Below are 21,011 nucleotides of genomic sequence, written 5' to 3'. Positions count from 1 at the left end.
CGCAAGTTTCTCGAGATTAATTCGGCTCTTCATTTGCCAAAGGTTTCCCATGGCGAAGTAACGACTGGATGACTTTTACCCTATTGACGGGGGCGGGGGGAAGCGGTTCTTGTTGATGCTGCTGCATATCTACCGCTGGCAGTAGTAAGGTCAATACTTTCCCTGGTTTAATCAGTGTTTGTGCAGTAAGTGAATTCCAATTGAGTAAGTCTTTTACCGCAACATTGTATCGACGGCTTATCGTCCATAACGATTCTCCCGTTTTGACAGTATGGTGATGCGCACGTTGAGGTAACGGCTTAGCTTCAATTTCCTTTATATAGGGACTTATTTCATGGTCAATGAGCCACTGTTGTTGGGCTGTGTTTTTGGATATCCGTAATGTTTCTCCCACACGGATTAAGTTAGAGGTTTTATTGTTAAGCGCCTTTAGCGCTGTCACACTCATGCCCGCATTAAGTGCGATACGATATAGGGTGTCATTAGCTTTGACGGTGTAGCCGTGACTAAAGTTGTCTCTAAAAAATGCGCTTTGTAATAATGCTTTTTGGGGCAGTGGTAATAGCACGACATGTGGCCCACTTGGTGAGCTTCGGTGCTTTAAAAAGCCTTGATTTAACGCGTATATTTCGCGCTTATCTATTCCACTTAGCTTAGCGAGTTGCCCAATATCAAACTGTTGGCCGATATCTAGTACGGATGTTGTGGCGTGATTTGGTAAACTGGGAATAGTAAAATCTGAAGGCGCGGTTTTTAATAAATGGCTGAGTGCGAGCAACTTAGGCACATACTCAGCAGTTTCTTTTGGTAATTTCAGATGCCAAAAGTGTGTTGGTTTCCCTGCTTTTTTATTTTTCGCAATGGCTTTTTTGACTCGTCCCTCACCACTATTATATGCCGCAAGTGCGTGTAGCCAGTCACCATTAAAACGTTGGTGTAAATATAAAAGGTACTCCAAGGCTACGTCGGTTGAGGCTAAAACGTCTTGTCGTCCGTCATACCATTTGTCTTTTTTAATCCCAAAATGATAGGCTGTGGCATCAACTAGCTGCCAAACTCCGACTGCATTTTGGGTAGATTTGGCTTTAGGCCTAAAGTCACTTTCAACAAATGGCAGCAAAGCAATTTCCATTGGCAGCCCTTTACTTTCTACTTTATTGACTACGTGATAGAAGTATGGAACCGCCCGCTGATTAACGACCTGAAGATAATTAGGTTGTGATAAATACCATTTTATACGTTTATCCAGCCGAGGATGAGAAGCAGTATTAAAGCTAAGCCGATGACGAACATATTGCCACAAATCATCCTCATGAGTGGAGCTTATGTTCTTTTTGGGTGTAATTACTTTAGGCTCCGGGGACGCTTCTGGTTGTTTTGCAGGCACTACGGGTACTTGGGTAAGCGCGGACAAAATGGCTTGTCTGCTTACTTGTACACTGCTGCTACTTTTACACCCGCTGAGTGTGACCATCAGCACAACAGCATATAGCGTTATTAAGACTCTGTTCATCCTTTAACTATACCGAGAGGCTAAGTATTATTCAAAGTCAGTTTGTTGTTGAATATGCTGCCATTGTGATATTGCACGTTGTTGTTGCTGCTTATTTGAGTACAAAGTGGTTATTTTTTCAATAACTTGCTGTTCTATGGTCTGATTTAGTAAGGTGAAAAATTTGTCCGGGATAGAGAGCATATTAGGTTTATATGGCTTTCCTGTTGCAGGTAACACCCAGCTTAGTGGTCTGGAGCGTAGAGTCTGGAGTGCCTGTTGCCACTGTTGCCAATGCTTTCTATGTACTAAGGGGACTAAATCGACATTGTAGCCACCAATTAGCCCCTGCGAATGAGGAAGATAGATGGTGAGATCTGAGCCTGTGAATCCTGTAAAATTTGCAATGTTAACTTCTACTTCGCCTAAATTCAAAGAGGTGATGTGGGTATCAAGGGTCTCACTTGAACGAAAGTGAGTTATGCGCTCTGACCAGCTTGCCACTCTTTGTTTGGCAATCGTCAGCTTTTCTTGCCAAGCCCCCTGCTGGTCTTTATCTAGAGTGGAAACTCTGGTCTTACTCAGGTCAATACTTTGTTCAAACAGCGCTAATTGTGCAGCGAAAGCCTGCTGTAGCTTATCGCCAGAAGTCTTTGTTGGGCTTAACCATACCAGTTTTGGAAAAGCATGCTGTAGTAACGCGATGCTAGTATCTTGCTTTATATCTGAATGTAGTGACACCGCATAGCAAAGAGGGACGCTGAATTGGCTTTGTAGTGTTGAAATGAGCGCTTCTGTTGCGACCAGATCACCATGGATAGAAGCGAGTAGCGCACAGCGCTGACCAACCACTAAAGCCTGATTGGGGATCAGTGGCTGGTTTTTTCCTTGAACAAAGTAAACCGAATCATTTAGCTGATGAAGCGAAATTGCATTGCTCGCGCTGCTGCGAAAGCTTATTACCGATAACACTAGACTCATAAGTAAAGTGATGTGGTATAGCAGCGGTTTACAGATGTTTATCACTTTGTATCGCCAGATGTTGGTGTGAGCTTATCAAGGAGAGAGGAGACAAAATCAGCATCTTGCTGCTGTTTCAATTCTAGTGCTTGTAAATCGTGACATAAGTGCAAAGCGGCAAGCAGCAGTGCACTATGGTCATTACGAACGGTTGAACGTTTACGCATTTCTTCAACACGCCTATCAAGTAGCGCTACGGCATTATGTAGCGCTTGCTCTTGATCTGGTGCGCACGCGAATTGATGCGACTTGCCAAGCAACGTGACTGTTACTTGGTTATTTTGCTCAGACATTAGCTCGCCTGTTGGGTCTGCAACTTATCTAGTAAGCCCGATAAAGAAGAGCTAAATTCTTTTTGCTTTTCTTCACTTTCTAGCATTTCGAGCTGTAATGTTTCATTTTCATCGATGAGTTTTTGATTTTGTTCTTTCAGTGCCGAAACTTCCAATTTTAACTGATTATTTTGGCTCAAAAGTTGGTCAATCAACTGGTCGAGTTTTTGGAGATCTTGGTTATTCATAAATGCGCTCATATGACTGTGATTTGTCATGCAAATGTAAAACAAAGCGGCCGAGGATGCTAGTGTTTACGCGACTTTCTGCTGATTTTTCTCAACTTTTAAGCGATAATAGCGGTATTCGAATATTTTGTTCATAAGTGATTCAGATTAAAGTTAAAAATAGATGAATAACTGCTCAAACTTAATCCGTTTCAATTAGCAAGCTACTTTTAGCAAGGCAGGTTTATGCTCAGTTACAGACACTCTTTTCATGCAGGTAACCCTGCCGACGTAATAAAACATTTAGTATTGGCGGAAGTATTGTCATATATGGTCAAAAAAGAGAAGCCTTTTGACTATGTTGATACACATTCAGGCGCAGGCTTTTTTGAACTTGCAAGCGATGATGCGCAAAAAACTCAAGAGTATTTGCAAGGGATCGCAAAATTGTGGCAATACTCAGGCGCTGTGACAGCTATTAGCGACTATGTTTGTTTGATTAAATCGTTTAATGAAGGAGAGCGACTGAGTCATTATCCAGGTTCGCCAAAAGTTGCTGAGCATTACTTACGCCGCCAAGATAAAGGATGGTTTTTTGAGCTACATCCGAGAGATCTTGAACTATTGCAGCAAAATACTGCGCATAAAAAGTCATTACGAGTAACTGGTAGTGATGGTTTTAAAGGGTTGCAGGGCCTAGTGCCACCGGCATCCAGACGTGCTTGTGTATTAATGGATCCGCCCTACGAGATAAAGTCGGATTATGACGTTGCTGTGCAAAGCATCATTAAAGCATACAAAAAGTTTGACTCTGGTGTGTATATGATTTGGTATCCGGTTGTAGACCGAGCGCGCATTGACGCCATGGAGTCACAGCTCATCGACTCTGGTATTCGTAATATCCAGTTATTCGAGCTCGCGACCCGTGCAGATACCCAAGAAAGAGGAATGACGGCATCGGGCATGTTAGTGATTAATCCACCTTGGACGTTAAAAAAGACGATGGATGCGGTGCTGCCTGAACTTGTCACTTTGCTTGCTGAAGAAGAAGGGGCATTTTATCGCAGTATTCAGCTAGTTGAAGAGTAGGGTTGTAAGTCACCTGAGTGCTGGATAATGCAAAGCTTTTCTTGCTCTTTATCCACACTCAAGGTAACAAGAATAGGGTTACTTTTTAACAAATTTTGTCAAGATTACAATGTTCTGACCTTCAACTCTTCCTTCAATGTGTTCGGAGTTGGAAGGTGACAGGCGGATATTTCGCACCGCAGTACCACGTTTAGCCACTAAACTACTGCCTTTTACGTCTAGGTCTTTGATCAAGGTAACGGTATCTCCGGCATTTAACTTCACGCCATTGCTGTCAAGGTGCACAATATCGTCATCTTCCGCAAGTACTTGTTCAGCCCATGCTCGGGTATCATCTTCTAGATAAAGCATATCTAACGCATCTTGCGCCCAGCCATTCTCAGTAGCTAAACGGTTAAGCATACGATAAGCCACGACTTGTACTGCAGGTACTTGACTCCACATGCTGTCATTTAAACAGTGCCAATGGTTAGCGTTTAAGTCTTGTTGACCTTCAACTTGGTCTTTACAAAGCTGACAAAGGTACACGCATTTATCTGAATGCGCTTCGTTGACTGGTGGTACCTCGTAGACGTCAAGGTTTGTAGTTGATGTGCATAATTCACATTGATTGTTACTGCGCTCAGCTAGCGCGGCAGCGATTGTCATAATAACTTCCCAAGCTATAAAGCGGTGATTATAGCAATAAACGCACTTGATACTCAGCTAGAAAAGGGCAAATTATACCAATTCTCTTAATTAAGTGGTCTTTTTTGGAGGCGAGAAAACCTTGTCGATAACCCTGCTACCGCGTCCTGCTATCGCCAAGGTATCTACATCTATGTAGGCAAGGCAAAAATGTTGCTACTTAGTTGTTCTAAATGAGAATATTTAACGCTGTTAGCGTCAGATTTATACCAATTTGCTTAATTAAGTGGTCTATTTTGAGGCGAGAAAATCTTGTCGATAACGAGGCAGAAATTTTGCTATTTAGTTGTTCTAAATGAGAAATTTTTAACGCTGTTAGCGTCAGATTTACTCCTTCAAATTGAACAAGTATTAAGTCAAATTGGTATTACTCCTTCAAATTGAGCAAGTATTAAGGCTAAGTGGTATTGTGCAAGCTTGCGTTACATCAATTTACTAATGCGTGATTAACTGGCGTGTTTTTGTTGAGTGGGAGTGTGCTGGTGTATTGCCGCTCAATTCTTTCGAATTCTCCCGCTTGCTTTAAGGCTGCAATCGCTTGATTGAGAGGCTTGAGTAGCTTTTTATGTTTAGCAAGTAAGCGAAATGCCAGCATGCCTTCGGAGTGTAATTGATTAAAGATAAAAGCAACACCAAGCTGCTCTGACCAATATTGAGCAGGTAAGTCACCGATAATAATGTAGTCAATACGTTTCAATTTTAACGCTAATAACAATTCTCTTTCAGAGGCAAAGTCCACTCGATGAAACAGGTTATCGTCGTGGTAATAGTAGCCTCGAACAGTCCCAACCTTTTTTCCTGTAAGCGTTAAAGCGGGAGGGTGTGATGGATGAGTCACAATATATTCTCTAATGCTAAGTATTGGCTCCGAGTAGATATATCGAGGGTCTTTTTTCTGTTCATCATTTAGCCAGTCTGGGCTAATAATATCAAAGTCAATCTGCTGCTGTTCCAAATATGCGTTAGTACGCTTAGCTGGAAGTAGTAGGTTTTCCCCCCGGATCTCTGCATGGCTCAATATTGCTTCGACTGTTTCTGGAAATATACCAGGTTTTTCGGGGTTATGAGTAAAGTAGGGATAAAAGCTACCCGAACCACTTAAACTATATTTTAAGTAGGGGGTGAGGTCAGCTTTAACAAAGCTTGTGAAAGTAAAGAACCAAAGAATTAAAATTTGCTTCATAGTCCCATCTTAGCTTAACTGCTCAAATAAAGACAAGGGAGCGCTGAAGCTTTTAATAAGTAACCTAGACTTGGTATAACTCATTTCCTGCTCCAAGTTCAGGTCAAGTACTATCTATTTTATCTATATTGTAATCAAGCTGCTGTAAAACCACACTTAAAATGAATAGGTGGTAACTTTTGGTTATAAGTGTTGTAAAATATAGAAACTTTTTATTGCCCAAGGCGTAACCATATTATACGCTTCCAGATACGTGGTTTCCTTTTGGCTTCTAAAGGATACGAATGTTAATGAGTGGTCCGGTGACTGAAATTCGCAAATCAGCAGTACAGTATATTGCTAGGCAGGCTATTTTGCGGCCTGATCAGGAAGTTTTTGCCTATGAGCTGCTTTATCGTGACTCAGACAATAACGCGTTTCCTGTTGGGGTGAGCGATGGTCAAGCAACCGGCCGAATGTTCTTTAACTCGCTTATGTTTATCGGGGTAGACCGATTAGCCGCAGGGCAGTTAGCCTTTATTAATCTCTCCGATGAATCACTATTACAAGAGTTGCCAAAACTACTTTCTCCACAAAAAATTGTGATTGAGATAGTGGAGCGTTCGAAAGATATTCCTTCTTTAGTGAATACTGTGACTAAACTCACGCAAAAAGGCTACCGCTTTGCTCTGGATGATTATGATGGTGATGCTAAGTGGGAGCCGTTATTACCGTTAGTAGAGTTTGTCAAAGTGGAAGTTGAGCAGCCGATCATAAAAACAAATATGGCTGTGAAGCGGCTGAAGCGACAGTTTCCTGATATAAAAGTCATCGTTGAGCGGATCGAAACAAAAGACGAATTTGAGCTTATCAAAACCTCAGGCGCTGACTATTTTCAAGGCTTCTTTTTCGCTAAACCGGAAATGCTCAATCACGGTAATGTTGAACCATCAAAAATGGTGGTATTCCAGCTGCTACAGGCGACAGCCAAAAAATCACTTTGTTTCAAAGAAATACAATCTCGGGTGAGTAAAGATCTTAGCTTAACAGCCAGATTATTGAAGCTTGCCAATGCCAGAGCTGGAGAAGAAAGATTAGAAATTAAGTCAATTTCTCAAGCGGTTGTATATCTCGGTGAAGATGCAATAAGACAGTTTGTTAAAGTTCTTGCGCTGAGTGAACTTGGTTCTGATAAGCCAAGTGAGCTTACTAGAATAGGCTTAGTACGTGCTAAATTTGTAGAGACCTTTCTCATGCCTGGTGGTGAAGAAATGGCTGAAACGGGCTACTTATTGGGATTGATGTCTATTTTGGATGTTATCCTCGATGTTGAGCTTGCTGTTATTGCATCTGAGTTTTCACTTGATGATTCACTCTCAAGTGCACTGCTGAGCTATCAGGGGTTGCTGGGGGGGGCTTTGCGTTTGGCGTTTGAAATTGAGCGGAACGATTGGAAAGAAGCCGAGCGTATACTAAAAGCGATTAGACCTGCCACACCAACCAACTATTTATATGATATGGCGCTCGCTAGTAGAGCGTATGCGGATGATATTCTCTCCATCGTTACCGAAGAGATTGAATAATACCAATTTGACTTAATACTTGCTCAATTTGAAGGAGTAAATCTGACGCTAACAGCGTTAAAAATTTCTCATTTAGAACAACTAAATAGCAAAATTTTTTCCTAGTTATCGACAAGATTTTCTCGCCTCAAAATAGACCACTTAATTAAGCAAATTGGTATAAAACCTCTACTTTGAGTCGCTGTATATTTCTTTGTCGCTGTTATCCATTATGATTGCTTGATTATATCTCTTAACTAAGTTTGCTATTTTGAGACAAAAAACCTGTTGATAACACTGTCATCGCCAGCGTCTTGATGTCCTAATCTTTAGAATGTCAGCTGGATCCCCAATGCTTTTAAATATCCCTGCTCTTGTTCTAAATCGGCTTCAAATAATGAATGGGAAGCAAGCCACTGTGCTCCAACGTGCAACACTAGCGTATTGTCTAGGGCTGCGATACTAAGTTCAGGAAGTTGCTCCTGCTGACGCTTTTGGTTCACTAGTATACTCAAGCGAAAAATTGCCAATAGGCGGCTAAAATGACTTAATTCCCCTTCAATCAGCTCAAGTAATTCAGGTAATTTAATTTTCTTTCGATAAAACCGTACCAATGCGCTGAGTGTTAATTGCTGAGCTTGCGTAAAGCCTGGCAGTTGACTGTGTCTAACAATATACGCCCCGTGTTTATGCATTCCTGATGAGTTAATCACGAGGCCTACCTCATGCAGTTTTGCTGCCCAGCAAAGCATTTCTACATCGTAGTTTGATAACGGCCAGTGGGTTTTCAGTTGCGATGTAAACAACTGAATAGTTTCACATATATTGTCAGCATGTAATTTATCTATGTTGTAATGGTCACTAAAAGCATTGATAGTTCGGGTTCGAATATCAAATGCTTCCGTTTGATGCATTTCAAATAATAAGCCTTCTCTAAGCGCATAATCACTTAGACGCATGGTTGCAATATGTAGCTGTCGGAATAATGCAATTAATACTGCAAGGCCGCCTGAAATACTGACTTTTCTTTCTTCTGGCAGTGATTTTAAAGTGACGTTATTAATATGCTGAGCGTCAATAAAGAGTTGCTTTATTTGCTCAAGCTTTGCAAGTGTTATCTCATCACTTGCGGTTAACTCAGCGACCATAGCTGCAATAGTTTTGATAGTTCCAGAGGTGCCTATCACTGTATTCCAGCCAAGTTTTAAGTAGCTAGCAGCAATACTCTCGATATGCTGTTCGGCCTTGATCTCTGCTTTTTTAAAGCGTTTTGCTGATAACTTGCCATCAGCAAAATATGCTTTATTCATGGTCACACAGCCCACATTACGACTACTCAAAAGCTTATGGGTCAGGTGTTGTCCTATCACCAGTTCTGTACTGCCACCGCCTATATCGATAACTAAGCGGTTGTGCGTATCATGTTCGTAATTTGCTACACCTTGATAAATAAGACGCGCTTCTTCTTGACCAGAAATTACATTAATCGGGTAGGGAAAAACTTGTTTTGCTTTGGCAATAAAGTAATTGAGATTTTTGCAATTTCGTAATGTATAAGTCGCTACTACTTGAACAGACTCTTTTGGAAAGCCATGCAAAGTTGTCGCAAATTGTGACAAGGTATCTAGTGCTCTTGCGATAGCTTCGTCACTGAGATTAAAGTTGCTGTCCAGACCAGAGGCCAAGTAAACTCTTTGTTTCTCTTTATGGAGCAGTTGTAAGCGACCATCAACTTCTCTTGCAACAACAAGGTGAAAACTATTTGAACCTAAATCCACAGCTGCAATAGAAGGGTAGTCGCGCATACATTAATCCTAACAAGTTTACTCTTTAGTTCCCGTTAATTGCTGTGATTCCCATTTTTTTAGATGGTCATAAATCGCAATTTGAGAACGAATTTTTTTACGGTTGCCACGGCGAACGTACAGATTCTTCTGTTCAGCGTCAATGACTCTTGCTTTCGTTCTATCTTTAAACTGCAACTCAATGACGTCGATGATAAGCTTTTTCAAATGCTCTGCATAAATAGGGGTGCCCACTTCAACGCGGTGGTCAAGGTTGCGGGTCATCCAGTCAGCAGATGAGATAAACACTCGTGGCTCGCCATTATTATCAAATATCATTACTCTAGGGTGTTCTAAAAACCTATCGACAATACTAATGATTTTGATGTTATCGCTAAATTGATGTAACCCCGGTATAAGCGCGCACATACCGCGCACAATCAGGCGGATCTTTACCCCTTTTCGAGATGCTTCATATAGTTTATCAACAAGCTGTTTATCGACTAAGTTATTAATTTTTATTGTTACTTTTCCGCTTCGCCCTTGCTCTGAGTGTTTGATTTCATCATCAATTAACTCAGTAATTTTACTACGAGCATTAAGTGGTGAAATCATTAGGTGGTCAAACTTAAATGGTAAATAACTACTTTCGATAAAACGAAAGACACTATCACATTCTTCTGTAATATCGGGATGTTTAGTGAATAAGCTAAAGTCGGTGTAGATACGCGCCGTTTTTTCGTGGAAGTTACCAGTACCAATATGCGCGTACTTTACTATTTTTCCTTTTTCTTTGCGGTGTACCACACACAGCTTGCTGTGTACTTTGAGTGCCGGGATCCCGAGCATCACTTTGATGCCATACTCGCTCATAAGCTTTGCCCACTCAATGTTATTTTGTTCATCAAACCGCGCTTTTAGCTCAACCATTACGGTAACTTTTTTACCGTTTTTTGCTGCACTGACCAAAGAGGCAATCAGCCGAGACTGTTTTGCAACACGATAGATATTTACCTTTATTTGGGTCACTCGTGGATCGAATGCAGCTTGACGCACATACTCAAGCATATGATTAAAGGTGTGATACGGATAATACAGCAAAATATCTTGAGCAGATATTGCTCTAAAGACACTGCTATATTTGCTAAAAGCTGCGCTTTGTAGTGGCGGTAATGGTTTATTTTCTAAGTAGCCACGGCCAACATTTGGAAATGAAATAAAGTCTCTGAAGTTACGATAGCGACCTGCTGGGATCATAGCGTCTTGGCCGGTAACACCTAATCGTTTTTTCATCAGCTTAAGCATTTCTTCAGGCATTGTCTCTTCGTATACAAGCCTCACAGGTTCAGCATAAAGGCGCTGTTTGAGGCCCTTAGACATCGTATCAAGTACGCCTTCTTCTAATTCGTCGTCTAAGTTGTATTCAGCATCTCGGGTGAGTTTCATCGAGTAAGCGTCGATACGTTCGAATTTAAAGAAACTCTTGAACACGTCGGCAATAAAAAAGCGCACGACATCATCCAGTAAAACAATCGTTTTATGTCGGCGTGTTTTTTCAGGAGGGAGCTGTACAAAGCGGTTTAGGCGATCAGTCGGAACCTCTAAAAAAGCATGGTGCTGCTTTTCACCATTGAGCTCAACGAACAGATAAGTCATGGTGTCATTAATATTGTCTGAATAGTCTTTACTCTCATTAATCATCATCGGTAGCAAGTGTGGCAAAACTTGATCTTTGAAATAATTTGCTAACCAATTTTTATGAAAATCAGATAAGACTTCAGGCTGTTTAACGTGAATATTATGCTCATTCAAGTCCTTCAATATTTGAGCGTATATAGCATTGAACTTTTTACCGAGTTCTAGTACTTTTTTTTGAATGTCAGCAAGTAGTGCCTCATCTTCGTCAAAGTTAGTATCAGGTAAGTTATTTAGCAGGATACGACGTTTAACGTCTGCGACTCGTACTTGAAAAAATTCATCTAAGTTATTGGAAAATATACCAAGAAATCGGATCCGTTCGATGATCGGATTAGCGGGATCCTTAGCTTCTTGTAAAACGCGTTCGTTAAACGAGAGCCAGCTTAATTCTTTGGCAAAGTGTGTGATGGTTTTATGCTCTAAAGATACGGCCTGCATTGTGCTTTCCATAGGTACAGCTTTTCTACAGCTTAAGCAGGGTGTATGACACTATTATGACAAACACGAGGCGCCTGTTGTGTTTGCCATAAGACTATCTTGAGTATAGTGCAGCTTTTAGCTCTCTTCTATGTCGACAATCAAATCACTGGTGATTGATTCAAGTGCATCTACGACGTTTTCTTTCACCATGCCAACAGGTAAAGTAACTGTGGCAAAAGCGCTAAAAATAGGGAGTCCCCAATTCGGTGCACTGCGTTGTTTCGATGTGAGGTGGGTAATATTCGCCCCTTTATGGCGAATAACAGTCGCGAGCTCTTGGACTATTCCCGGTCTGTCATTACCAGTAATCACTAAATTGAGCGTGTCGGGCTCTGCCTGTGTTGCTGACGTTTCGCCTGACTCTATTTTTACCTCTAAACCAGGTAGTGCGTACAGTGCCTCTTGTATTTCTTGCAAATGTTCTTCAGCGACTTCAATTTGCACTATACCTGCAAAGTGACCTGCTAAATGACTTAAATTACTCGTTAACCAATTACCATGGTGAGAAAGAATTGTAGATGATATTTTCTCGACGAGACCCGGCTGGTCCTTACCTATAAGTGTTAATATTAACTGCTTCATATCATGTCTCTTTTTTTGTGGCGCCCGTAGGCGAAAAAACGAATTCGGCGCATGATTTAGACTAGTCTAAATACTGGCTTTGTCCAGTCTCTGGAAACACTTAATGTAAAGAAATGCAACGAAATTTAGGCCTTTACTCTAACTTAACATGGAGGTTGTTTTTTGTTCAGTTTGGTTTATTTTTTTTGATAATAAAACTCAGCCCTAAGGTAATTGAATAACGTGCAATTGTGTATTGGGTGTAACACAACTGTCATCTTGATGAAATATAATGCCCGCAATTTTAAAACCAAAGGGTATATTGATGACTTCCAATCCGCAAAAGCCATCCTTTAAAACGGATAGAAGCCGTCTATTCAAAGACAGGTTTGCACAATTTGGCATTACCTCCGGTGGAGTAATGGTCTTAATCGCACTTTTACTTATCTTCTTTTACTTACTGTATGTTGTTCAGCCCATTTTTGAATCTGCAAAGGTTGAAAAAAGAATGGACATTCAGCTAGTGCAAGAGCAGAAATACCTAGGTATCGGCGTTGAAGAACAAACTGAAATTGCCTATTTACTTAGGCGCAGCGGTACGGTTGATTATTATCAAATCAAAGGCGAAGGTGCTGGTAAGCTACTGGACTCGCTTAACGTTAATCTAGATGGTAATGTAACTGCATTTGCGGAAAGTGCCCCATTTTTGGGTCAGTATGCATTTGGTCTTGATAATGGACAAGTGCAGCTAGTCAAGCCCATGTTTATGGTCAGCTTTCCCGGTAATCAACGTGTATTGACACCACGTCTAAGTTACCCACTAAACGCCAAGCAACTTATTGTAGATGAGCAAGGTCAAGCAATCCACAAATTTGCGTTTAGCCATTTTGAAGACAAAACTGCAGTGGTTGCGCAAACAGCTGACAAGCGTGTAATTTTTGCTTCTTACGTTGCTGAAGAGAATATGTTTACTGGTGAAGTTGAATGGGCGGTTGAGCGCACGGAGTTGGATATAGACGGTCGTGTTGACGAGCTACTGATTTCACCAGACACATCACGCACCTTTGTTCGTTCTGCTAACCAAGTCTATGTGTTTGATACACGGTATGCTTCAGAAGTAGAGTTATTCCAATTACTCGCGGCAAATGAAGAAAATGCCAACTTAGTCAATATGAATTTGCTCGCTGGTGCAAACTCGCTGATGCTTGCTAATGATAATGGTGAAGTGTCTCAATGGTTTGAAATCAATACCGATAATGGGCGTCAATTTGACAAAATACGCTCATTTGAGACGCCCAAGAGTAAAAGAGTAAACTTGTTCAGTGAGTTTTATCGTCGCACTTTTTTCACAACCAATGAAAATGGTGAACTTGGTCTGTATTACACCACCAGTGAAGCACACTTATGGCAAGGTAAAGTGACGGATAAAGCAATACAAAAATTTGCTGTTGCACCACGTGCGAACGCGGCTTTACTACTCGCTGATGATACCTTGACGGTTGTTGAACTGCATAATGAACACCCAGAGGTAACGTGGTCTGCATTATGGCAAGAGGTGTGGTACGAAGGTTACCCAGAGCCTGCTTACACTTGGCAATCCACATCAGCTAGCGATGACTTTGAGTCTAAATTTTCCCTAGTACCAATTTCATTCGGTACGATTAAAGCAGCAATGTACGCTATGTTATTTGCAGTACCTATAGCGCTAGCGTCAGCTATTTACACGGCTTACTTTATGTCCAGTGAGTTGCGTCGAGTCGTTAAACCAACGGTAGAAATTATGGAAGCACTACCTACGGTTATCTTGGGCTTTTTAGCGGGTCTTTGGCTTGCTCCTTTAATTGAAACTCATCTACCAGCAGTGGTTGCTCTATTGGTGTTATTACCAATAGCAATGATTGCAACGGCATTTGGCTGGACTAAATTACCCGCAAAAATAAGACACGTTGTGCCTGAAGGTTGGCATTCAATTTTGCTTATCCCAGTGGTACTGATTGTTGGTTGGCTCTCGTTTGCCATGAGCGGCGGTATTGAGTCTTGGTTGTTTGGCGGTAATGTGCGCCAATATTTAACTAATGAGCTAGGTCTAACATTTGACCAGCGTAACTCCCTAGTAGTAGGTATCGCAATGGGCTTTGCAGTCATTCCTACTATCTTCTCGATTGCTGAAGATGCGGTATTTAGCGTACCCAAGCACCTTTCAAATGGCTCACTGGCACTCGGTGCTACGCAGTGGCAAACTTTGGTTCGCGTTGTATTACTGACAGCAAGTCCTGGTATCTTCTCTGCTGTGATGATGGGTTTAGGACGCGCAGTTGGCGAAACCATGATTGTATTAATGGCAACGGGGAACACGCCAATTATGGACTGGAGTATATTCCAAGGTATGCGTACGCTTGCAGCGAATATCGCGGTTGAAATGCCAGAATCTGAAGTGGGAAGCTCACATTACCGCATCTTGTTCTTAGCTGCCTTTGTATTATTTATTTTTACTTTCGTATTTAACACCGTTGCTGAATTTGTCCGCCAGCAGCTGCGTGAAAAATATAGTTCAATGTAATTGGAGTGACATGACATGGTAAAGCAGTGGTTTAAGTCAGGTTCTCCGTGGATCTGGATGACAGGTGGCGCGGTCAGTATTAGTTTGATTTCGGTCATTGGACTCTTGGCAATGATAGCGTGGAAAGGGCTCAGCTTTTTCTGGCCATCACAAGTGGTAGAAATGCAATTAGAGGGATCCGTTGCACAGCAAACAGTGATCGGTGAAATTTATGATCGCGAAATGGTACCAAAGTCTCGACTTGAGGCCGCAGGTTACGACTTATCTGACTATCAGGCCGAATATGTAGAGCGTTTGCTAGTTAAAACAGGTAACCGTGAATATGTGGAGCTTGACTTTAGATGGGTCTTGTCCACTGATATAAAGCGTCAAACAGTACCTGCTGATCTGGCTGTATTTGAGCGCAGTAAAAATGGTAACTTCTATGGCTATGTCGTCCGTGTTTTAGAAGATGGCAATGCCGTTGTGGAGCAACCAGTTGAGAAACTGCATGAGTTAGTAGAGCGCGCCGTAGACCTAAATGAAGAAGCACTAGATCTACAAAACAGTGAAATCGGTCATATTAACTATGAACTTGAGCGTTTACGCTTAAAAGAAAAATCATATCAGTTAGATAATGAACTGACTGATGAGAGGCTAGCTGAGCTAAATGCTCGTCGTGCAGAGTTGCGTGAAGATTACAAAGTATTTGAGAAGCGCCTTTTTGAGCTAAGAAAGCAAGCAAAGCGTGACCAAGTCGTTGTCCGCGACATGCGTGGTGAAGAAGTAACACTTCCATTGTATCAAGTGCTGGATGTGTGGTTCCCAAATGATATGGGCTTTTTCGCTAAAGTAGGTCATTACTTGGTACAAATTAGCAAGTTTGTAAGCGACGATCCGCGTGAAGCAAATACCGAAGGTGGGGTTTTTCCTGCAATCTTCGGTACGGTATTCATGGTGATGTTGATGGCAGTGATTGTGACGCCATTTGGTGTGGTCGCAGCAATTTACTTGCATGAATATGCGGCAAAAAATGCGATCACTAAGATGATACGTATCGCAGTGATAAACCTCGCAGGTGTACCGTCTATTGTATATGGTGTATTTGGTCTTGGTTTCTTCGTTTATATGTTAGGTGGCTCAATTGACGAACTGTTCTACCCTGAAGCTGCGCCAAGCCCTGTATTTGGTACACCTGGGGTTATCTGGTCAGCGTTAACGTTGGCAATTTTAACGTTACCTGTGGTTATTGTTTCTACAGAAGAAGGTTTGTCACGTATTCCAAGTTCAGTACGTCATGGTTCATTAGCTCTTGGCGCAACTCAAGCGGAAACGCTTTGGCGGATCATTATACCAATGGCAAGCCCTGCAATTATGACCGGCCTTATCCTTGCGGTAGCACGAGCTGCTGGTGAGGTAGCACCACTGATGCTGGTAGGGGTGGTAAAGATGGCACCAACACTACCGCTAGATGGAAACTTCCCCTATATTCACTTGGATCGTAAGTTTATGCACCTAGGTTTCCATATTTATGATGTAGGTTTCCAAAGCCCGAATGTTGAAGCAGCAAGACCTTTGGTTTATGCAACTGCGTTCTTGCTGGTTACGGTGATTATTGCACTAAACATTACCGCTATCGGTATTCGTAACCACTTACGCGAAAAGTTCAGATCACTAGAGCATTAATAGTAAAGATTTTTAACAGGTAAAAACATGATTACAGTAGCGCCAGAAGTCAATCAAGCAAATGCTAACAACAAGCTTGATTTAGCAAATTTAAGTCCAGAACTCACCGCACTAGAGATCAAGAACCTAGATCTTTACTATGGTGATAAACAAGCTCTTAGCAACGTCAACATGCTGATCCCAAAAGGGCAGGTAACCGCATTTATCGGTCCATCAGGTTGTGGTAAATCAACATTACTGCGTTGTATTAACCGCATGAACGACCTGGTTGATAGCTGTCGTATTGAAGGAGAAATCAATCTTCAAGGACAGAACATTTATGATAAGAGCGTCGATGTTGCAGCGTTGCGTCGCAACGTAGGTATGGTGTTTCAAAGGCCAAATCCATTCCCTAAATCTATTTATGAGAATGTGGTTTACGGCCTACGCCTACAAGGTATCAAAGACAAGCGTAAGTTAGACGAAGTGGTTGAAAAATCACTGCGCGGCGCTGCGCTTTGGGACGAAGTCAAAGACCGACTTCATGACAGTGCATTTGGTTTATCAGGTGGTCAGCAGCAGCGTTTGGTTATTGCTCGCTCAATTGCGATTGAACCAGAGGTGCTGTTACTTGATGAACCAACATCGGCACTGGATCCAATTTCTACGCTAGTTATTGAAGAGCTCATTAACGATCTGAAAAACAAGTATACTGTAGTTATCGTTACACATAACATGCAGCAAGCTGCGCGTGTATCTGATCAAACTGCGTTTATGTATATGGGTGAGTTAATCGAGTATGCAGATACCAATACTCTATTCACCACGCCGTCTAAAAAGAAAACTGAAGACTATATTACTGGTCGTTACGGTTAAGACGCGCTTGCTAGGAGAATATTATGGAACACAATATTAATAAGCACATTTCTGGCCGCTTTAACGAAGAGCTAGAAAACGTGAGAAATCACGTACTCAGTATGGGTGGACTGGTAGAGCAGCAACTAAACACAGCGCTTGATGCGGTTAATCACAATGATGCTGAAAAGGCGAAAAAGGTCAGTCAGAACGACTACAAAGTCAATGCCATGGAAGTCAACATTGACGAAGAGTGCACGCGAATTATCGCCAAAAGACAGCCTGCTGCCAGTGACCTACGTTTAGTCGTTGCGATTGCAAAAACCATCGCGGATCTTGAGCGTATCGGTGATGAGGCTGAGCGAATTGCAAAAGTAGCACTCGATTCATTTACCAAAGATCAGCAAGATTTATTGGTAAACATTGATAACATGGGACGCCAAGTCTCGCAGATGCTGCACGATGTATTAGATGCGTTTGCGCGTATGGATGCGCAAAAAGCATTTGAGGTTCACAAAGCGGACGCAAAGGTCGACCGCGAGTATGAAGCTGTCACACGTCAAATAATGACTTATATGATGGAAGACCCACGTTCTATTCCAAAAATTATGGACTTAATTTGGTCCGTACGTTCATTAGAGCGTATCGGTGATCGCTGCCAGAATATTGCAGAATATGTAATTTACTTTGTAAATGGCAAAGATATTCGTCATACATCTCAAGAAGATATCGCAAAAACCTTGTGATGCTTATCAAGTAGTTGCGCGCATTGAGCGCGCAATTTCATGCTAAGTTCATCTAAACTTGTAATAAAACCGTTCACAACGGCGCTCAATGCTGTAAAATTACTCTTTGCACATGCATACAAATATGATTTAAGGGTCAGTTATGCCTAGTAACGCGTTTTTAGGAGTGTTTGCTAAATCTCCTATTAAGCCAATTGAAGAGCATATAAAAATAGTCCATCAGGCCAGTGCGGCCTTGATCCCATTTTTTAACCATGTCTTCAAAGGGGAGTGGGCGGAAGCGGATGCAATTCGCATTGAAATCCGAAACCTTGAGCGTGAAGCAGATGAACTTAAGCGTGAAGTTCGCTTACAGTTGCCTCGCGGTTTATTTATGCCAGTAGAACGGACTGACTTACTGGAACTAATTACTCACCAAGATAAGATTGCCAACAAAGCGAAAGATATCGCCGGTCGCGTTATCGGTCGTGAAATGGTGATCCCTGAATCCATTCAAAAAGACTTTCTTGCTTACGTCACTCGTTGTGTAGACGCGACTAAACAAGCATCTGAAGCAATCAATGAGCTTGACGAGTTACTTGAGACTGGCTTTAAAGGCCGTGAGGTTACACTCGTTGAAAAAATGCTCGTTGAGTTAGATGCTATTGAGCAAGATACCGATGAAATGCAAATAAAGATTCGTCAAGAGCTACGTGCTGTTGAAGGCGAGCTAAACCCGATTGATGCGATGTTCTTATACAAAATCATCGAGTGGGTAGGTGGTCTTGCGGATATTGCAGAGCGCGTTGGTTCACGTCTTGAGCTGATGTTAGCTCGTTAATAAAAATCGATCTTTGAAAATAAAGTAAGGTTTGTTATGGATTTTATTGCATCCTACGGCACGGTATTGGTTTTAGTTGCCGCAGCAGTTGGTTTCTTTATGGCTTATGGTATTGGCGCAAATGATGTTGCTAATGCGATGGGTACTTCGGTAGGTTCAAAAGCACTTACCATCAAACAAGCAATTATTATTGCTATGATCTTTGAATTCGCGGGTGCTTATCTTGCGGGTGGCGAAGTAACATCAACGATCCGAAAAGGGATCATTGACTCTACTCCTTTTATTGATATTCCTGAACTTATGATATTGGGGATGATATCAGCATTATTTGCCGCAGGTAGCTGGTTATTATTAGCTTCTATGTTGGGCTGGCCGGTATCAACTACGCACTCAATTATCGGTGCTATCATTGGTTTCGCACTGGTCGCGGTAGGTAGTGAAGCTATCCAGTGGGGCAAGGTTGCAGGGATAGTTGGTAGTTGGATAATTACTCCAGCTATTTCAGGCTTTATCGCCTATCTTATTTTCATGAGCGCACAAAAGCTTATCTTTGATACCAATAAACCACTAGAAAATGCCAAGCGTTTCGTCCCTATTTATATGGGTCTAGCGGGCTTTGTGATGTCATTAGTTACCATTAAGAAGGGACTAAAACACATCGGTATCAACATGGGTACTTTTGAAGGTTTTGCGCTGGCAATCGGTATCGCTATCGTGATTGGTATCATCGGTAAATTTGCAATTTCTAAATTGAAGATGGATCCAAATGCAGATAAGCAAATGCAGTTTAATAACGTTGAAAAAGTATTTGCTATTCTGATGGTGCTGACAGCGTGTTGTATGGCATTCGCACATGGTTCAAATGATGTAGCAAACGCAATCGGTCCTCTAGCAGCAGTAGTAAATATTGTTGAAAATGATGGTGAAATTGCAAAGAAAGCGGCGCTTGCGTGGTGGATCTTACCATTAGGTGGTTTGGGTATTGTTGCTGGTCTTGCGATTCTTGGTAAAAAAGTAATTAAGACCATTGGTGAAGGTATTACGCACCTTACTCCGAGCCGTGGTTTTGCAGCAGAGCTTGCAGCAGCCTCAACAGTTGTTATCGCCTCTGGTACCGGTCTCCCTATTTCGACAACTCAAACCTTAGTTGGTGCAGTTTTAGGTGTAGGTATGGCTCGTGGTATTGCCGCATTGAATATGGGTGTTATCCGTAACATCGTAGTTTCTTGGGTAATTACATTGCCAGTTGGTGCTGCCCTTGCTATTGTTATATTCTACATTTTGAGATTAGTGTTTGGCGTTTAAAAGCAAACCACACCTTTTCAAAAAGACAGACTTTTAGCTTGAAAAGATCTCAACACCTTTGGTGTTGGGGTCTTTTTATTTGTGCTGTTGAAAATAAAGAGTAAAGCTTGTGACGAATTTACCCAGTATCAAACAACTACAATACCTTCTTGCGGTGCATCAGCATCAACACTTTGGCCGAGCAGCCGAAGCCTGCTTTATCGGTCAGTCGACGCTAAGTAGCGCGATACAAAACCTTGAGGAAACACTTGGGTGTCAGCTTATTGAGCGTGAAAATCGCAGCCTAATGTTTACTGACATTGGCGAAGAAGTGGTAGAGCGAGCACGGAAAATTATCGATGACACCATGAGTGTGAAAGAGCTGACCAAAAGCTATAAAAACCCACTTTCTGGTAAGCTAACTTTAGGTATTATCCCAACTATCGCGAGTTTTATTGCAGCACCCCTTTATCAAGCTTGTAAGAAAGAGTTTGAAGCACTTAACCTAGTGCTAGTTGAAGACACCAGTGATAACCTATTAGATAAGTTAGAGCATGGGCATATCGATATGGCGATGCTTGCATTGCCATATCGAACGGATAAGTTCCATACTCAAGTCTTAGCCAAAGATCACTTTAGCTTAGTTCGTCATGCAGATTATAGTGTGCCAGAGCCAATAGAAGATTTTAATTTATTACCAGAGCAAAGCGTCTTTTTGTTGGAAAAAGAACACTGTATGACGGGGCACGCATTGAGCGCTTGCCACTTAAATCGTAGTGCGTGTATCAATCCATTTGAGGCGGCAAATCTGCATACATTACTGAGCATGGTCGAATACAAAAATGGTGTCACCTTCTTACCACAAATGGCCATTAATGCTGGAATTTTACAAGGTAAGCCCCTTATTGCAACGCCCCCACAGGATCATGCCTATAGGGAAATAGGCTTAATATGGCGCCGTACCACTGGACGGATCAGGGATTTTAGACTGTTTAGTGATTTTGTTAGAGGCTATATTTCATCACAGTGTCAAGCCAAAGCTGACAGTATGAAGTAAGATTCAATCCT

Annotated in this window: 18 protein-coding genes; 9 read left to right on the top strand and 9 right to left on the bottom strand. The window is 41.8% G+C overall.

The features are described from left to right. Positions 1–16: 16 nt before the first annotated feature. Genes F9Y84_RS09555 through F9Y84_RS09540 form a run of 4 tightly spaced genes read right to left on the bottom strand, consistent with a single transcriptional unit; the run spans position 17 to position 3,032 of the window. Complete coding sequence (locus F9Y84_RS09555) at positions 17–1,513, bottom strand: LysM peptidoglycan-binding domain-containing protein (RefSeq protein ID WP_167508255.1); 1,497 nt, start codon at positions 1,511–1,513, stop codon at positions 17–19. A 27-nt stretch (positions 1,514–1,540) separates the two neighbouring features. After that, entirely contained in the window at positions 1,541–2,473 is a 933-nt protein-coding gene (locus F9Y84_RS09550; protein ID WP_147389863.1) for a hypothetical protein, read from the bottom strand. Between the two features lie 41 nt (positions 2,474–2,514). Further along, a complete protein-coding gene (locus F9Y84_RS09545; protein WP_125252148.1) occupies positions 2,515–2,805 on the bottom strand; it encodes a cell division protein ZapA in 291 nt (96 codons plus the stop codon). Then, positions 2,805–3,032: a DUF904 domain-containing protein gene (locus F9Y84_RS09540; protein WP_125252147.1), complete on the bottom strand. Its 228-nt coding sequence runs from the start codon at positions 3,030–3,032 to the stop codon at positions 2,805–2,807. The genes F9Y84_RS09545 and F9Y84_RS09540 overlap by 1 nt, the downstream gene beginning before the upstream one ends. 225 nt (positions 3,033–3,257) lie before the next feature. Between F9Y84_RS09540 and F9Y84_RS09535 the strand changes: the two genes are divergently transcribed. Continuing rightward, on the top strand, positions 3,258–4,100 hold the full coding sequence (locus tag F9Y84_RS09535) for a 23S rRNA (adenine(2030)-N(6))-methyltransferase RlmJ (protein WP_147389861.1): 843 nt from the start codon (positions 3,258–3,260) through the stop codon (positions 4,098–4,100). A 78-nt stretch (positions 4,101–4,178) separates the two neighbouring features. Here the strand turns inward: F9Y84_RS09535 and F9Y84_RS09530 are convergent, their stop codons facing one another. Next, a complete protein-coding gene (locus F9Y84_RS09530; protein WP_125252145.1) occupies positions 4,179–4,748 on the bottom strand; it encodes a PhnA domain-containing protein in 570 nt (189 codons plus the stop codon). A 466-nt stretch (positions 4,749–5,214) separates the two neighbouring features. After that, positions 5,215–5,970: a substrate-binding periplasmic protein gene (locus tag F9Y84_RS09525; protein ID WP_147391461.1), complete on the bottom strand. Its 756-nt coding sequence runs from the start codon at positions 5,968–5,970 to the stop codon at positions 5,215–5,217. Positions 5,971–6,254: 284 nt separating this feature from the next. Between F9Y84_RS09525 and F9Y84_RS09520 the strand changes: the two genes are divergently transcribed. Beyond that, complete coding sequence (locus tag F9Y84_RS09520) at positions 6,255–7,532, top strand: EAL and HDOD domain-containing protein (protein ID WP_147391462.1); 1,278 nt, start codon at positions 6,255–6,257, stop codon at positions 7,530–7,532. A gap of 308 nt (positions 7,533–7,840) precedes the next feature. On the opposite strand, the gene F9Y84_RS09515 is transcribed toward F9Y84_RS09520, so the two are convergent. From F9Y84_RS09515 to F9Y84_RS09505, 3 genes are all read right to left on the bottom strand, one after another. Next, positions 7,841–9,316, bottom strand: a complete 1,476-nt coding sequence (locus F9Y84_RS09515) for a Ppx/GppA phosphatase family protein (RefSeq protein ID WP_147390850.1) — start codon at positions 9,314–9,316, stop codon at positions 7,841–7,843. Between the two features lie 18 nt (positions 9,317–9,334). Continuing rightward, positions 9,335–11,431: a polyphosphate kinase 1 gene (gene ppk1 / locus F9Y84_RS09510; protein ID WP_147390851.1), complete on the bottom strand. Its 2,097-nt coding sequence runs from the start codon at positions 11,429–11,431 to the stop codon at positions 9,335–9,337. Between the two features lie 117 nt (positions 11,432–11,548). Continuing rightward, the gene (locus F9Y84_RS09505) at positions 11,549–12,055 is read right to left on the bottom strand and encodes a glycine cleavage system transcriptional repressor (RefSeq protein ID WP_128731160.1); all 507 of its coding nucleotides are present in this window, start codon (positions 12,053–12,055) and stop codon (positions 11,549–11,551) included. A 304-nt stretch (positions 12,056–12,359) separates the two neighbouring features. Between F9Y84_RS09505 and F9Y84_RS09500 the strand changes: the two genes are divergently transcribed. The 7 genes from F9Y84_RS09500 to F9Y84_RS09470 all read left to right on the top strand — a co-directional run bounded on the left by F9Y84_RS09500 (position 12,360) and on the right by F9Y84_RS09470 (position 21,000). Next, the gene (locus F9Y84_RS09500; RefSeq protein WP_147390849.1) at positions 12,360–14,594 is read left to right on the top strand and encodes an ABC transporter permease subunit; all 2,235 of its coding nucleotides are present in this window, start codon (positions 12,360–12,362) and stop codon (positions 14,592–14,594) included. 15 nt (positions 14,595–14,609) lie between these two features. Beyond that, complete coding sequence (pstA, locus tag F9Y84_RS09495; protein ID WP_128731162.1) at positions 14,610–16,259, top strand: phosphate ABC transporter permease PstA; 1,650 nt, start codon at positions 14,610–14,612, stop codon at positions 16,257–16,259. A 27-nt stretch (positions 16,260–16,286) separates the two neighbouring features. Then, entirely contained in the window at positions 16,287–17,114 is an 828-nt protein-coding gene (gene pstB / locus F9Y84_RS09490) for a phosphate ABC transporter ATP-binding protein PstB (protein WP_125252137.1), read from the top strand. Positions 17,115–17,137: 23 nt separating this feature from the next. Then, on the top strand, positions 17,138–17,839 hold the full coding sequence (gene phoU, locus F9Y84_RS09485) for a phosphate signaling complex protein PhoU (protein ID WP_010607158.1): 702 nt from the start codon (positions 17,138–17,140) through the stop codon (positions 17,837–17,839). 142 nt (positions 17,840–17,981) lie between these two features. Continuing rightward, positions 17,982–18,659: a TIGR00153 family protein gene (locus F9Y84_RS09480; protein WP_125252136.1), complete on the top strand. Its 678-nt coding sequence runs from the start codon at positions 17,982–17,984 to the stop codon at positions 18,657–18,659. Between the two features lie 36 nt (positions 18,660–18,695). After that, complete coding sequence (locus F9Y84_RS09475) at positions 18,696–19,964, top strand: inorganic phosphate transporter (RefSeq protein ID WP_125252135.1); 1,269 nt, start codon at positions 18,696–18,698, stop codon at positions 19,962–19,964. Between the two features lie 109 nt (positions 19,965–20,073). Further along, entirely contained in the window at positions 20,074–21,000 is a 927-nt protein-coding gene (locus tag F9Y84_RS09470) for a hydrogen peroxide-inducible genes activator (protein ID WP_128731164.1), read from the top strand. Positions 21,001–21,011 lie beyond the last annotated feature (11 nt).

Origin of the sequence: Pseudoalteromonas peptidolytica, assembly GCF_012641745.1 — a bacterium.
In the GTDB taxonomy this organism is placed as follows: domain Bacteria; phylum Pseudomonadota; class Gammaproteobacteria; order Enterobacterales; family Alteromonadaceae; genus Pseudoalteromonas; species Pseudoalteromonas peptidolytica.
This window is presented reverse-complemented; position numbering and strand designations above follow the sequence as displayed.